This is a genomic window from Paenibacillus sp. Mc5Re-14 (assembly GCF_001049835.1).
In the GTDB taxonomy this organism is placed as follows: domain Bacteria; phylum Bacillota; class Bacilli; order Paenibacillales; family Paenibacillaceae; genus Paenibacillus; species Paenibacillus polymyxa_C.
In genome coordinates this window covers 2,588,684-2,602,744 of sequence record NZ_CVPD01000001.1, presented here as the reverse complement: position 1 = coordinate 2,602,744, position 14,061 = coordinate 2,588,684, and the positions used below count along the sequence as shown (strand labels likewise).

At 44.6% G+C, this 14,061-nt stretch carries 13 protein-coding genes; 5 read left to right on the top strand and 8 right to left on the bottom strand.

Going from position 1 to position 14,061, the window contains the following annotated elements; all coding sequences use genetic code 11:
- Positions 1 to 9: 9 nt before the first annotated feature.
- Positions 10 to 1,170, bottom strand: coding sequence for a glycerate kinase family protein (locus BN1546_RS11810; protein ID WP_090737599.1), 1,161 nt, complete (start codon positions 1,168 to 1,170; stop codon positions 10 to 12).
- A gap of 21 nt (positions 1,171 to 1,191) precedes the next feature.
- Entirely contained in the window at positions 1,192 to 2,487 is a 1,296-nt protein-coding gene (locus BN1546_RS11805) for a GntP family permease (protein ID WP_090737597.1), read from the bottom strand.
- Between the two features lie 213 nt (positions 2,488 to 2,700).
- On the opposite strand from BN1546_RS11805, the gene BN1546_RS11800 reads away from it, so the two are divergent.
- Genes BN1546_RS11800 through BN1546_RS11790 form a run of 3 tightly spaced genes read left to right on the top strand, consistent with a single transcriptional unit; the run spans position 2,701 to position 6,336 of the window.
- Positions 2,701 to 3,432: a GntR family transcriptional regulator gene (locus tag BN1546_RS11800; RefSeq protein WP_090737595.1), complete on the top strand. Its 732-nt coding sequence runs from the start codon at positions 2,701 to 2,703 to the stop codon at positions 3,430 to 3,432.
- Positions 3,425 to 4,963, top strand: a complete 1,539-nt coding sequence (gene gntK / locus BN1546_RS11795; protein ID WP_013373829.1) for a gluconokinase — start codon at positions 3,425 to 3,427, stop codon at positions 4,961 to 4,963. Before BN1546_RS11800 ends, gntK begins: the two co-directional genes overlap by 8 nt.
- 26 nt (positions 4,964 to 4,989) lie before the next feature.
- The gene (locus tag BN1546_RS11790) at positions 4,990 to 6,336 is read left to right on the top strand and encodes a GntP family permease (RefSeq protein WP_017426040.1); all 1,347 of its coding nucleotides are present in this window, start codon (positions 4,990 to 4,992) and stop codon (positions 6,334 to 6,336) included.
- Between the two features lie 107 nt (positions 6,337 to 6,443).
- Here BN1546_RS11790 and BN1546_RS11785 read toward each other — a convergent pair whose 3' ends face one another.
- From BN1546_RS11785 to BN1546_RS11765, 5 genes are all read right to left on the bottom strand, one after another.
- Positions 6,444 to 6,815, bottom strand: a complete 372-nt coding sequence (locus tag BN1546_RS11785) for a DMT family transporter (protein ID WP_016822518.1) — start codon at positions 6,813 to 6,815, stop codon at positions 6,444 to 6,446.
- Entirely contained in the window at positions 6,815 to 7,366 is a 552-nt protein-coding gene (locus BN1546_RS11780) for a TetR/AcrR family transcriptional regulator (RefSeq protein ID WP_090737594.1), read from the bottom strand. Before BN1546_RS11780 ends, BN1546_RS11785 begins: the two co-directional genes overlap by 1 nt.
- Positions 7,367 to 7,554: 188 nt before the next feature.
- On the bottom strand, positions 7,555 to 8,511 hold the full coding sequence (locus BN1546_RS11775; RefSeq protein WP_090737592.1) for an endo-1,4-beta-xylanase: 957 nt from the start codon (positions 8,509 to 8,511) through the stop codon (positions 7,555 to 7,557).
- 294 nt (positions 8,512 to 8,805) lie between these two features.
- Positions 8,806 to 9,744 carry an alpha/beta hydrolase gene (locus BN1546_RS11770; RefSeq protein WP_090737590.1) on the bottom strand — a complete coding sequence of 313 codons (939 nt, stop codon included), beginning with the start codon at positions 9,742 to 9,744 and terminating at the stop codon, positions 8,806 to 8,808.
- Positions 9,745 to 9,770: 26 nt separating this feature from the next.
- Entirely contained in the window at positions 9,771 to 10,832 is a 1,062-nt protein-coding gene (locus tag BN1546_RS11765; protein ID WP_090737588.1) for an LLM class flavin-dependent oxidoreductase, read from the bottom strand.
- A 321-nt stretch (positions 10,833 to 11,153) separates the two neighbouring features.
- Between BN1546_RS11765 and BN1546_RS11760 the strand changes: the two genes are divergently transcribed.
- Positions 11,154 to 11,735: a TetR/AcrR family transcriptional regulator gene (locus BN1546_RS11760; RefSeq protein ID WP_016324915.1), complete on the top strand. Its 582-nt coding sequence runs from the start codon at positions 11,154 to 11,156 to the stop codon at positions 11,733 to 11,735.
- 147 nt (positions 11,736 to 11,882) lie between these two features.
- Here BN1546_RS11760 and BN1546_RS11755 read toward each other — a convergent pair whose 3' ends face one another.
- Positions 11,883 to 12,293: a YjdF family protein gene (locus BN1546_RS11755; protein ID WP_019689041.1), complete on the bottom strand. Its 411-nt coding sequence runs from the start codon at positions 12,291 to 12,293 to the stop codon at positions 11,883 to 11,885.
- Positions 12,294 to 12,578: 285 nt separating this feature from the next.
- Here BN1546_RS11755 and BN1546_RS11750 point away from each other — a divergent pair, with 285 nt between their 5' ends.
- Entirely contained in the window at positions 12,579 to 14,024 is a 1,446-nt protein-coding gene (locus BN1546_RS11750; RefSeq protein ID WP_090737586.1) for a DEAD/DEAH box helicase, read from the top strand.
- Positions 14,025 to 14,061 lie beyond the last annotated feature (37 nt).

Below are 14,061 nucleotides of genomic sequence, written 5' to 3'. Positions count from 1 at the left end.
ACTGCCGGATCACGCCAGAATCCGTTCTTTCTCATTGAATTGAAGTACTCTTGCGATATTCTCGCACGTACGCTCTACGTTTTGCGGTCCTTCGGCCAGCAGCTTGCCCAGCTCCGAGGCTCCCGGCACGATGCCAAACACTGCATCTATTCCTTCCTTGTACAGCGTGTCGATCCCTTCCCCGATATAACCTGCGACCGCAATGACCTTTTTGCCGGATTGTTTGGCTGCCTGAGCTACTCCGTACGGAGTTTTACCGAATTTGGTCTGAAAATCAATGCCGCCTTCCCCCGTCAATACGATATCGGCCGTGGCTAGCTTCTGCTTTAAGCCAGTGTATTCAATCACGATTTCAATGCCTTTTTGCAGCGTCGCCTGAGTAAAAATCAATAAGCCCGCACCCAAGCCACCTGCTGCACCTGCGCCCGGAAGATCGCGTACATCCTTGCCCAGCTGCTGCTTCACCACATCCGCATAATGGGCAAGATTGGCATCCAATTGCTGCACCATTTCTGGCGTTGCCCCTTTTTGCGGGCCGAATACACGGGATGCCCCATGCTCTCCGCAGAGCGGATTTGTCACATCACAGGCTACAATCAATTGCACCTGCTGCAAGCGGTCATCCAGTGATGAAATATCAATACTGGCCAGCTCGCCCAGACTGCCGCCGCCGCGTGGAAGAGGATTGCCTGCTGCATCCAGAAATCTAGCGCCCAGCGCTTCTGCCATACCTGTACCGCCATCATTCGTCGCACTTCCGCCAATGCCAATGATAATTTTTCGAATTCCCTGGTTCAGACACTCCCGAATTAACTCGCCTGTACCATAGGTTGTTGTCTTTAACGGGTTTTTGTTGTCCTTATTAACCAGATGGATTCCGCTGGCAGATGCCATCTCGATTGCCGCAGTGGTGCCGTCTCCCAGCAAGCCGTATGCCGCATTTACAGGTTCTCCAAGCGGTCCGGTCACCTCCATGTAACGAAGCTGTCCGCCTGTCGCATCCACCAGTGATTGTACCGTTCCTTCACCGCCGTCTGCCATCGGAACGTGGACATAATGGGCTGTCGGATAGACCTTGCGCAGCCCTTTCTCCATTGCGATGCACACTTCCTTTGCCGTCATGCTTTCTTTAAAAGAGTCCGGTGCCAGTACAAATGTTTTATCTCTCATTTTGTCACCCCATCGTGAATATTAAAGTATAAATCCATATATGATTGTTGCTACAATCGCCATAGTTCCGCCCACAATAGCCTCATAAGGGATCAATCCCATCCGTTGTTTAATGCTCATTTTCATGCTGTCTGCCGTAACGTGAAAATAGTTGCCCTGTGGTAAGGAATCAATGACGGTAGCTCCTGTATGCACCATTACAGCGGCGGCTAACGGGGCAGTCCCCATGTTCAAAATGGCTTCCCCAAACGATCCAGTCGCCAAAATAACGCCCGTCGAGGTCGATGCTGTGGCAGCCGCCATCAGAATCCCTGCAAGCGGTGCCAAAAATGTGCCAGAAACTCCCGAAGCTTCAATTAAGCCAACTACCTGAGCAGATAAATTGGAGGCAGAGATCAGACCCGCAATCCCGCCTGCACCGATCAAGATAAGCACGGTTGCCGTCATTTTATTCAAACCGGAAGCCGAATACTTCAGAATATTGCGCCCTTGTCCCATGGCCAGCATACCCACAATCCCGGCAATCGGCAGAATGTACATTGCGTCGACCTTGAAATTCGACAGTGCTTCAATGCCAGAGATGGAACCAATCGGGTTAATCATCAGCAAAATAACGGCTACCACCGGAGCTACAATCGCCCGTCCCAATACCGGGTACTTCGACGTATCGACATCACTATCCATAATATCCTGTTCGGATACCTTCACGCCCTTGTTTTTTAACATAGACGCCACCAGAACAGTCATGATTAATCCGCATATCGCGGGCACCACACCCGCCAACATAACGTGGCTTAAATCCAGATTAAACCCGCGTGCTGCCGCAATCGTATTGGGATTTGGAGAGATAATATTTCCCGCCTTTCCGCCTCCAGACAAGGCCAGCAGGAGAGCCAGCTTGGAAATCGCCATTTTGTTCCCAACCGACAAAGCAATAGGTGCCACGATTAGCACTGCGACGGGAATAAATACGCCTACTGCTGTAATAATCATCGTCGCTAACGCTAGGGCAAGGATCGCTTTACTGCCGCCAAACTTCTTTACAATAGCCTGTGCAATTGTCTCCGCTGCCCCAGACTCCATCATCACGCCTGCTAATACACCGGCCGCGAGCACACGAATGACCGTCCCCATCACACTTTGCGTACCACTAATTAACACGCTGATTGTTTGCTCCAGATTGGCTCCGCCCAATAAAGCGCCTACAATAGCTCCCAAAAATAAGGCGTAAACCGGATTCAGCTTTCTCAATATCAAAATAATTGCAATAGCCAGCCCTGCCAGAGCTCCTATCCAACTGATCGTTAACCCTTCCATCTGTCTAACCCCCCGGGCAATTTTTGATTACGCTTTCATTATATCGATTGCAGAGTGTGAATTATATTGAAGAACAGACGAAATTGATTGTGCATTTGCACAAAAAAACCGAACTGGCTTACAAAAATAATCTAATGAATACGCTTGCAAATTTAAAATTTTAGATTATAATACTTGTATACAAGTATACTTGATTGATGAGAAGGTGAATTTATGGTTCAGTCCAGTGAATTCCTATATCCCTCCAAATGGCTTCTAAAAGCCTCTACTGGTGATCGTGTTACGTCTGAGCTTAGAATGCGCATCATTTCTGGTGCAATTGAAAGCGGTACCATATTATCTGAAAATAAATTGGCTGCTGATTTTGCTGTAAGTCGCTCACCTATTCGTGAAGCGTTAAAAATACTGGCTTCCGAAAATATCATCCGCTTAGAAAGAATGGGTGCCGTTGTTATGGGGCTATCAGAGAAAGAAATAGAAGAAATTTATGATGTTCGTCTACTTATAGAATCCTTCGTATTTGAACGTCTTATAAAGATGGACACTCATGATTTAGCAAAGGAACTTAGTAAAATACTCGAAATGATGAAAGTCGCGGTCAAATACAGTGATGCCGATGAATTTTCATATCAAGATGTCTTGTTCCATGAAACGATTATTCGTGCAGTTAATCATTCATACATCCTGATGATCTGGAATAATTTAAAGCCCGTGATGGAAAGCCTTATTCTGTTGTCGATGCGTATGCGTTTCAAAGAAAAGTATGAAGACTTTACGCGGATTGTAAAAAATCATGAGCTTTATATTGAAGCAATCCAGGCAAAAGATAGAGACCTTATGATTAAGTCTTTACATGTAAACTTTGATGATGTTCAAGGTAAAGTAGAAGACTTATGGATGTCCCAACAACTGCTGTCCAAAGGAGTCGTGCCACCAAATGACTAACTACATGTTAGGTATAGATATCGGAACCACCAGTACAAAAGCTGTTTTATTTAGTGAAAAAGGCGAAGTTATCCAACAAGAAAATATCGGGTACCCGCTTTATACACCGGATATAGCTACAGCTGAACAAAACCCCGAGGAGATTTTTCAGGCAGTCCTACAAGCGACTTCGAATATCATGAAACATCACTCACAAAAAAAGCTATCGTTTGTTTCATTTAGCAGTGCTATGCATAGTGTCATTGCAATGGATGAACACGACCGCCCACTTACACCTTGTATCACTTGGGCAGATAATCGCAGCGAAGCGTGGGCACATCAAATAAAAGATGATTTGAACGGCCAAGAAGTCTATAGACGAACAGGAACACCCATTCACCCCATGTCACCCTTAACTAAAATAGCTTGGATTGTGAATGATCTTCCTGAAATCGCTATCAAGGTTAAAAAATATATCGGGATTAAAGAATATATTTTCAAAAAGCTCTTTGATCTATATGTTGTTGATTATTCCCTGGCTTCAGCCATGGGCATGATGAATCTCGAAAAGCTGGATTGGGATGAAGAGGCCTTAAAAATTGCGGGGATAACCCGTTCCCAACTATCTGAGCTCGTACCCACAACCAAAATATTTACCGACTGTAATTCAGTTTTAGCAAAAGAGATGGGTATCGATCCACAAACACCATTTGTCATTGGAGCCAGCGATGGGGTTCTCTCTAATCTAGGTGTCAATGCGATACGAAAAGGCGAAGTTGCCGTCACCATTGGGACAAGCGGTGCCATTCGAACCATCATAGACAAGCCACAAACAGACGAAAAGGGAAGAATATTTTGTTATGCGTTAACGGAAAAGCACTGGGTCATTGGCGGACCGGTAAATAACGGCGGGATGGTCCTTCGCTGGATTCGTGACGAGCTTGCCTCATCAGAAGTAGAAACAGCCAAACGACTAGGAATTGATCCATATGATGTGTTGACTAAAATTGCTGAACGCGTAAGGCCAGGATCTGATGGATTGTTATTCCACCCCTACCTCGCTGGTGAACGTGCACCCTTATGGAATCCAGACGTACGTGGCTCATTCTTCGGTTTAACGATGTCACATAAAAAGGAACATATGATTCGCGCAGCCTTAGAAGGAGTCATTTACAATTTATACACCGTATTTTTGGCCTTAACCGAATGCATGGACGGGCCAGTGACCCGAATCCAAGCTACAGGAGGCTTCGCAAGATCGGATGTTTGGCGGCAAATGATGTCTGATATATTCGCATCTGAAGTCGTCGTTCCAGAAAGCTACGAAAGTTCTTGTCTAGGAGCTTGTATTTTAGGCTTGTACGCCACCGGAAAAATCCAATCATTTGAAGTCGTCTCTGAAATGATTGGCAGTACCAACAAACATGCACCCAAAGAAGAAGCAACCAAGGAATATAGAAAGTTGCTGCCGATTTTCATTAACCTATCCAGAGTATTGGAAGACGATTATACACGGATTGCCAATTATCAAAGAAGCTTAATTAAACACTAAAAGGATAAATACAGGGGGTAATTACAATGCCATTAGTCGTTGTAGCGATTGGAATTTTAGCATTACTCGTTTTAATCATGGGCTTCAAATTAAACACCTTTATTTCCCTAATCATTGTATCGTTCGGCGTGGCCCTAGCCCTTGGAATGCCCTTAGAGGAAATTGTCAAAACCATTGAAGCCGGATTAGGCGGAACACTAGGCCACTTAGCGTTAATCTTTGGACTTGGGGCGATGTTAGGGAAGTTGATCGCTGATTCTGGGGGGGCCCAAAGAATTGCCATGACCCTCGTTGACAAATTTGGTGAAAAAAATATTCAATGGGCGGTCGTAGCCGCTTCATTCATTATCGGAATTGCGTTATTTTTTGAAGTAGGATTAGTATTGTTAATTCCAATCGTATTTGCCATTTCAAAAGAATTAAAGGTTTCTATCTTATATCTCGGTATTCCGATGGTCGCTGCTTTGTCCGTCACACACGGTTTCTTACCACCACATCCAGGACCAACCGTGATTGCTGGTGAATATGGCGCGAACCTTGGTGAGGTTTTACTTTATGGCTTCATTATTGCTATCCCAACCGTTATTTTGGCTGGTCCTGTATTTACGAAGCTTGCCAAAAAACTCGTACCTGCTTCATTTACGAAAACCGGTAACATTGCCTCTTTAGGTGAACAGAAAGTATTTAAGTCTGAGGAAACTCCTGGATTCGGAATCAGTGTATTTACTGCAATGCTTCCTGTCATTTTAATGTCGATTGCTACGATTATTACTTTGCTTCAAAAAACAATGGGATTTGAGGATAATAGTTTACTGGCAGCGATCCGTTTTATTGGTGATGCATCAACATCCATGTTGATTTCCTTGCTGGTTGCCGTCTACACCATGGGAATCGCAAGAAAAATTCCAATCAAAGATGTAATGGCATCTTGTACAACTGCTATTACTCATATTGGGATGATGCTCTTGATCATTGGGGGAGGCGGAGCCTTCAAACAAGTACTCATTAATGGCGGCGTAGGTGACTATGTAGCCGATTTATTCAATGGAACTACATTATCACCAATTCTGCTAGCCTGGATCATCGCTGCAATCTTACGTATTTCCCTGGGTTCTGCGACTGTTGCAGCCTTAACAACCGCTGGTTTAGTAATTCCGATGTTAGGACAATCTGACGTTAATCTTGCTTTAGTCGTGCTTGCCACGGGAGCGGGTAGCTTAATAGCTTCACATGTTAACGATGCCGGGTTCTGGATGTTTAAAGAGTATTTTGGTTTAAGCATGAAAGAAACCTTTGCCACATGGACATTGCTTGAGACCATTATTTCTGTAGCCGGATTAGGATTCATCTTAATACTAAGTTTATTCGTATAAACCATGATTTCAGGGCGGTAGATCCCCCACCTATCTTTCTTAGAATCTCTAAGTCGATAAGTGAGGATCTACCGCCTCTTTACAAACTGGAGTGATATTATACTTTTTCATTTTTGGACGATTGAACTGGTTGCTTCTGTTGTTCCTTTGGCCTCACCATGTCCTGCACCAAATAGGTTCAATACCACCACGCCAATAACAATTAAAGCAATCCCTACGATACTCCCTGTATTGATTTTCTCCTTCCAAATCAATACTGAAATCACCGTTGTAGCAACAGCCCCCACCCCTGACCAAATGGCATACGTCATATTAAGAGGAAGTGTCTTGAGGGTTAGTGAAATAAAGAAGAAAGAGATTACAAACGCGACAATCGTGAATAGAGTCGGATACAGTCTCGTAAAACCTTCTGAAGCTTTAAGCATTGAAGTACCAATAAGCTCACTAGCAATAGAGATTGCCAAGAAAAAATAAGCCATCATTCATTCTCCTTTATATATGTCTTTAATTCTTCTATAATTTTTTGCTTCAATTCTTCATTGGGAAGAGCGAGTCCGAACATTTCGGCAAACCACAAACCGTCTATAGCTAATCGGACAATCGTAGAACGAACCGGATTTAATTCGTCGTTTTCGATTTTATTTTGGATATTCGCATACTCATCCTGAAGCAGCTTGAGCATTTGAGGGTTCGTAAATTGTGCTGCCGAGAGAGCGGTATACAGGTCACTTGCATCCTGATCCCCGGAAAATGACGTATTCATATAAGCACGAGTCCATCTACCTTGGGAATGTGTATCGTTTTCTGCCCTTTCATTAAATTCGGTGATAAAGCTGGTCGATAGCTGTTCAACCATCCCCAGAATCAATTCATCTTTATTCGGAAAATGGTAAAGCAATCCTCCCTTACTTACTCCCGCTTTCTTAGCCACCGCTTCTAACGTTAATTTTTCTACTCCTTCTTCTTGTACAATTATAGAAGCCGCTTTAAGGATTAATTCTCTTTTTAATGTTTTTTTAGTTGTATTCATTCTGATCACCACCCATTTTACTATACCGTCCAGACGGTTTTATTTCAATCAAAAGATACGTTTAAGCTAAATAAAAAGAAGCCTTGGGCGTGTAACATTTCAGCCAAGACTTCTTCAAATAAACAACTACCCAGCCCGGATATTTAGCAAAAGTCCGCATCTGTTGGGTTTTAAGTGCCACCTATAGCTTATCTCTTCAGATACTGTCTCAGCCATTGGAGCGCAGGACGTTCCGTGCCGTTAGAGTTCAGCAGATGTGTACCCTCTTTCCAAGTTTGTCCTTGGATATACCCCCAAAGCGTAACTCCCTTCACTGAGGGGTTTTGCCAAAGGACTGGAAACTTCTCTTTGTATCTGGCAAGTTGAGTATTATCATCCCCAGTTATATCCAGTTCCGACACATAGATCGGTAACCCGGTCGCCGACAGCTTATTTAGTACAGTATTCATCGTGTTGACTGAGACGTTGTCCATACTGAAATGGTGGCATTGAATGCCAATACCGTCAATCAGGCCTCTACTCTTGAGCTGATTAATAATATTGACATATTGGTCGGCTAAAGAAGGGTCGTTGATAATACCATAATCATTTATATGCAGTTTGGCATTCGGGAAAGCTTGTCTAGCCTGTTGAAACGACCATATGACCCAATCCCATCCGGTCGACCCGTCACCACCAATGGCATTGCGGTAGGACGGCTTCTGATGCAACGGCTCATTCACCACATCTACAAACGCCGCATTCGGATAGCGCTGACCTGCTGCTTTAATCCACTGAGTCACTTCCGCTTTCTGATCAGCAGCCGACAGTCCTTTAACCCATCCTGGCTCCTGGGCACCCCATACCAACGTATGGAACTTGAACGGGAAACCATTGCTACGGGCATAATTGTAGGCGGTATCCGCCTGCGACCAGTTCATGTTGTTACGACTGCCTTCAACCGATTCCCACTTAGTCGAGTTCTCCGGCGTCACTTGATTCCAGTATGTCCCGTAACTAGGAGGGACACTGCCCGCAATGATATTCCCCAGAAATTTGCTTCCATTTGCCAGGCCAGCATCAGCCTGGTTGACCAGAACAGATGATAACAACACACCCGCCAACGCCAAACTGCTCACCAGCTTGCCCACTTTAGTTCTTAACATAAAATCTCCTCCTCACACGTATAATTTGATAATACTCTTACTCAATAATTTAAGCGCTTACATTTCCAATTATAAGAATGAATAGTTGTTTTCTGCTACATGTGAAAGTATAGATTTTACCCGAAAAATCTTACATCATTGCAGAACAGCCACAACACGAATCCCAAACAACTCTGAAACGAAAAGAAAAGGCTGCTGCGAAAAGTGATATACCCCCTTCACAGTAGTAGGTTTTATTATTCAACCTGTCTATCTTCTTGGGAGCATATCACCTGAAGACCGCTCCTTAATTATTTAAGGATTAAGCGCTCTTGCAATCGCGTCTACATAACTTTGGCTGGCGCGTTGACTTACTTCTGCTTGAGGAACCATCCCTTCAAAATTGTGGAATGTGCCGGGATACAGATGAAATTCGACGTCAACGCCCGCTTGGGCAAGGCGTGCCACATATTCGATCGTCTCATCTCGGAATAGATCGAGCTGCCCTACGCACGTGTAGGTCGGCGGCAGACCAGCCAAGCTTTCTGCTCTCGACGGCACCGCATATGGGGAGACCTCGCTATCTTCGGTACGATTACCCAAGTACATGTTCCAGGCCGTCAAGTTGTTCTTCCGGCTCCATGGTGCATTATCGGCCGTAATTTCATGACTTGATGCCGTAACATTGCGGTCGTCGATCATCGGATATAGCGGCATTTGGAAGATAAGGGCTGGTCCGCCTTTGTCACGAGCCATTAAAGCAAGTGCTGCGGTTAGACCGCCACCTCCGCTTGCACCAGCAATTGCGACCCGGTCCAAGTCGATGCCCAGCAGCTCAGCTTCATCGGTCATCCACGTCAAAGCGGCATAACAGTCATCGATGGCAGCTGGGTAGGGGTGCTCGGGAGCAAGTCGATAATCGACCGATACGACGACGCAATTAGCCGCCTGCACGAAGCGTTCGCACAAAGCATCGTCCATATCAGGATGCCCCATTACATAGCCTCCCCCGTGAATCCACAGCATGGCCGGAAGCTTAACGTCAGTTCGCTGGGCAGGTTCGTAGATTTTGACTATTATCTCGCCTGCAACGCTCGGAATCATCCGGCTTATCGTGCGTACGTGTTCCGACTGCTCAATAGGCGGACTCGACAAATAACTTCTGCTCAGTTCTAAATTCTCCTCCAGTTGAAAACCGGGGAATTGTGCAATTACTGACCTTAATTCTGGTAATAAACGATTTTTAAAATCCATGCGAATCACTCCTATGTTAGGTTATTTTATAAACTTTTTTCCGTCTCCGCTTCCCACTTGGCTATTTCCTTCCGCACTCGGGGTGCTACCTCTGTTCCAAGTAGCTCAATGGCTCTCATCACCTCGGCATGCGGCATCGTGCTTAACGGAACATACAGCATAAAGCGTGTAACACCAACATGCTTGCGAAGATGAATGATCTTCTGAGCAACCGTCTCGGGATCGCCAACATACAGCGCACCTTCAAAGCTGCGCGCGGCATCATAGCTGGAACGATCATAATGCGCCCAGCCTCGCTCCCTGCCCAATCTATTCATACCTGCCATCGTAGAAGGGAAATATGTATCTGCCGCTTGCTCATTATTCTCTCCAACAAATCCTATCGAGTGCGACCCAACCCTAAGCTGCGATTCATCATGACCAGCGTGCGCTGCTGCTTTCTTATAAAGCTGGACAAGCGGTGCAAAATTTATCGGGTTTCCTCCAATGATCGCCAACATCAAGGGCAGTCCTAACAGACCTGCACGAATAGCAGAATCCTGCCTCCCCCCGCTACCTACCCATATTGGTAAAGGATTCTGAACTGGCCGGGGATACACGCCCAAATTGTTAATGGCTGGCCGATGACCGCCCTTCCAGATTACCTTTTCGGACTCCCGTATTTTAAGGAGAAGTTCCAAATGTTGTTCAAACAGCTCATCATAGTCATCCAAGTCATAGCCGAACAGAGGAAAAGACTCAATAAAAGAACCTCGACCCGCCATAATCTCGGCACGTCCATTTGAAATACCATCCAGCGTAGCAAAGTCTTGAAAAACGCGCACCGGATCAGCTGAAGAAAGCACCGTCACTGCACTGGTTAGCCGGATCCGTTGCGTCTGCGCTGCAGCCGCGGACAGCACCATTGCTGGTGAAGATGCCGAATAATCCTTTCGATGATGCTCACCTACACCAAACACATCAAGTCCCACTTGATCAGCAAGGATAATTTCCTCGACAACTTCACGCAACCGCTGTGCGTGACTTATCACTTCGCCTGTCTGAACATCAGGCTTTGTCTCTACAAACGAGGTAATACCTATCTCCATGGTCTATCTCTCCCGTTCTAATAGCTTTCTTTGTGTGCCAATTGAATAACAATAAAATATCATACCAACCGGTATGTTATTTTCCCCAGTAAATATAACTCACAAAAAAGAATACTGTCAACAATCATAGTAAATCCACTTTGATTATTCTTTCATATTCACCTCCTCTTTTCGGGAAAGACCAACCTTCATTTGACAATTTTAAGGACTAATTATAAGATAATAACGTACCAATTGGTAATCAAATGAATGTCACTGAACATTATAATCAGATACATGGAGCCTTTAAGAATAAAATCATGAGTAACGAGAGGTATTGTTATGGGACGAATCCGCGAATTTGACGAAGAGAAAGTTTTAGATGCAGCTATGCAAATATTTTGGGAAAAGGGATATGAAGCCACCTCATTAAGTGATTTAACTTCCAGAATGGAAATTCAACGCCCCAGTATATATTCCACTTTTGGGGGCAAAAAAGAATTGTTCGAAGCCGCGCTACGCAAATACACGATGTCCCGTGCTTCTCTGATCCGAACCAAACTTCAAAGCATTCCATCTGTAAAAGAAGCATTTCGTACTTTTTTTGAGGGTGTGGTTGAAGAGGAGTATGCGGAAAATCCTAGAAAGGGATGCTTTTGCATTAATACAATGGTTGAACTTGCGCCCCATGATGAGAAGTTTGAAATTCTTACAAGGGAGCATCAAATGTACCTGGCAGTCATTTTTCAAGAAACCATTGAACGAGGGATACAATCAGGTGAGCTTGAGATCGGACTAGATGCGAAGGCTGTATCACAGGCATTAGTTGTATCGTTAATTGGTCTGACCGTCATGATAAAGTCTCGTCCAGAGCGATCATTTATTGATAATACAATAGAAGTAACACTGACACTGCTTAAGTAATTTGGAATGGATTCATTTTAGCGGATACCAATCTCTATACGACAGTTTAAAGGGCACCCAGTCGGGTGCCCTTTGTGTGTAACACATGTTTTCACATATGCCGAGATAAAACATGCGTTACAATTGCGGATAAGTATGGAGGTTTTATTAATGTCCGCGATGTTTTTCCTTCGCTTTTTTCTCCTTTAATTCCCTTATCCGTGCCTTCATAGATTCCCTTTGCTGTTTAGAGTAGGTACGTTTCTCCAACTTGCGCTTCTCATACTCTAACTTTAAAGCCTCTTGTGCGTTGGAAGAGACTCCCTTCCGCCTTAATTCATACGCTGCCTGCCTTGCTAGCCGCTTCGGATTGACCTTCTTCGTTTCAGACCACTTTATAGCCACCTCTTGTGAAAGCCGACTAACAAGTTCCCACATTTCCTCACGGATAAAATGGAGAATTTCCTCGTCTTTAGGCTCTGTCCCAAAAATGTACCTGGCTGCCTTCAATTTCCCTTGGTCCTGCTCCTCCACGACTCCAACCCAATACTGTCCATCATGATAAATCGTAAGCTTCATTTGAATCCCCCTCATTTTAAATCGAAACGATGGACATCCCGAGGGGGGAAGGTTACTGACATGGCACTCTTGCAATTATAGAGTCTTCCATGCGCCTGGACTACCAACCAGACTGTGTTTTTTCGTCTCAGAAAAAGTATAGTTGCCTTACTGGAAAACAGCAAGTTAATCGCTGATATGTATTAGAGTGTAGCTGGAATAGAGTATACTGGTTGAGTATAAGTTCGATACACGATGACATGATATATGTAATGGTACTTAAATACAGCGCAGAAGAGGTTGAGAATGAGTCAAAAGCATTTTGCAGATTACCCATTAAGTGAAGAAATTGTGAGGGCTCTGGATAGCCTGGGCTATGAGACGCCAACAGAAATTCAAACGGAGGTTATTCCCGTTGCGCTTGAGAAGAAGGATCTTGTGGCCAAATCGCAAACAGGCAGCGGCAAAACAGCAGCATACGGTATTCCACTGTGTGAGCTAGTAGATTGGAATGAGAATAAACCCCAAGCTTTAATTCTGACACCAACCCGTGAACTCGCATTACAGGTTACTGAAGACATCACGAATATCGGACGCTTTAAGCGGATAAAAGCAACGCCTCTTTATGGGAAACATCCTTTTCATATACAAAAGGCCGAGCTAAAACAAAGAACACATGTGGCTGTAGGTACGCCCGGACGTGTACTAGATCATATTGAACGAGGCACACTATCCTTAAATCGAATTGCCTATCTCGTGATTGATGAAGCTGACGAGATGCTGAATATGGGCTTTATCGAGCAGGTTCAGTCGATTATTCAGGCACTGCCTAATGACCGAGTTACGATGTTATTTTCCGCTACTTTTCCCGAAGATGTAGCCAAACTGTCACGTAAATATATGAACGATCCTGTGGAAATTGAGATCAAGGCGACAGGTGTAACCACAGCCACGATTGATCACTCTCTTATTCAGGTGCGGGAGGCGGACAAGCTGGCTCTGCTACAGGATCTGCTCATTGTTGAGAACCCTGACAGCTGCATCATTTTCTGTCGTACGCAGGAGCATGTAGATACACTATTCAGAGCATTGGCTGACCTCGAATATCCATGTGATCGCATCCATGGCGGCATGGAGCAAGATGAGCGATTTGAGGTAATGAACGCATTCAGAAGGGGACAATTCCGTTACTTGATCGCAACTGATGTAGCCGCCAGAGGGATTGATATCACGAATATCACCCATGTCATCAACTATGATATTCCCCTTGAAAAAGAAAGCTATGTTCATCGTACAGGACGTACAGGACGTGCTGGCAAAACAGGGAAAGCCATTACTCTAATCACTCCTAAAGATAGCAAAAGATTAGCTGATATCGAAGCATACATTGGATTTGCAATTCCGCAAGTAAAGGCCCCCTCAGAAGAGGCCGTTGATCTTCACAGAGAAGATTTTGAGCGGAAACTACATGTAAAAACTGCACTCAAAAACGACAAACGCGAGCAATTAAACCAACAAATTATGAAGCTCAATTTTAATGGCGGTAAGAAGAAAAAACTTAGAGCTGTCGACTTTGTGGGCACCATCGCTAAGCTGGATGGGGTAACGGCAGATGATATCGGGATCATTACGATTCTGGATAATGTGACAGATGTTGAGATTCTGAATGGCAAGGGCCCACTGGTGCTTGAGATTATGAAGAATACTACCGTAAAGGGCAAGCTTTTAAAGGTACGCAAAGGTCATAAGTAGAAGGTACGCTGTATAAAAAAGAGTGAGGCAATCCCGT

Excerpts from the sequence above, each read along its gene's own strand:
- BN1546_RS11790 (WP_017426040.1), top strand. The coding sequence starts at position 4,990 with ATGCCATTAGTCGTTGTAGCGATTGGAATTTTAGCATTACTCGTTTTA.
- BN1546_RS11755 (WP_019689041.1), bottom strand. The coding sequence starts at position 12,293 with ATGAAGCTTACGATTTATCATGATGGACAGTATTGGGTTGGAGTCGTG.
- BN1546_RS11765 (WP_090737588.1), bottom strand. The coding sequence starts at position 10,832 with ATGGAGATAGGTATTACCTCGTTTGTAGAGACAAAGCCTGATGTTCAG.
- BN1546_RS11800 (WP_090737595.1), top strand. The coding sequence starts at position 2,701 with ATGGTTCAGTCCAGTGAATTCCTATATCCCTCCAAATGGCTTCTAAAA.
- BN1546_RS11810 (WP_090737599.1), bottom strand. The coding sequence starts at position 1,170 with ATGAGAGATAAAACATTTGTACTGGCACCGGACTCTTTTAAAGAAAGC.
- BN1546_RS11760 (WP_016324915.1), top strand. The coding sequence starts at position 11,154 with ATGGGACGAATCCGCGAATTTGACGAAGAGAAAGTTTTAGATGCAGCT.
- BN1546_RS11785 (WP_016822518.1), bottom strand. The coding sequence starts at position 6,815 with ATGGCTTATTTTTTCTTGGCAATCTCTATTGCTAGTGAGCTTATTGGT.
- BN1546_RS11780 (WP_090737594.1), bottom strand. The coding sequence starts at position 7,366 with ATGAATACAACTAAAAAAACATTAAAAAGAGAATTAATCCTTAAAGCG.
- BN1546_RS11750 (WP_090737586.1), top strand. The coding sequence starts at position 12,579 with ATGAGTCAAAAGCATTTTGCAGATTACCCATTAAGTGAAGAAATTGTG.
- BN1546_RS11775 (WP_090737592.1), bottom strand. The coding sequence starts at position 8,511 with ATGTTAAGAACTAAAGTGGGCAAGCTGGTGAGCAGTTTGGCGTTGGCG.
- BN1546_RS11770 (WP_090737590.1), bottom strand. The coding sequence starts at position 9,744 with ATGGATTTTAAAAATCGTTTATTACCAGAATTAAGGTCAGTAATTGCA.
- gntK (WP_013373829.1), top strand. The coding sequence starts at position 3,425 with ATGACTAACTACATGTTAGGTATAGATATCGGAACCACCAGTACAAAA.
- BN1546_RS11805 (WP_090737597.1), bottom strand. The coding sequence starts at position 2,487 with ATGGAAGGGTTAACGATCAGTTGGATAGGAGCTCTGGCAGGGCTGGCT.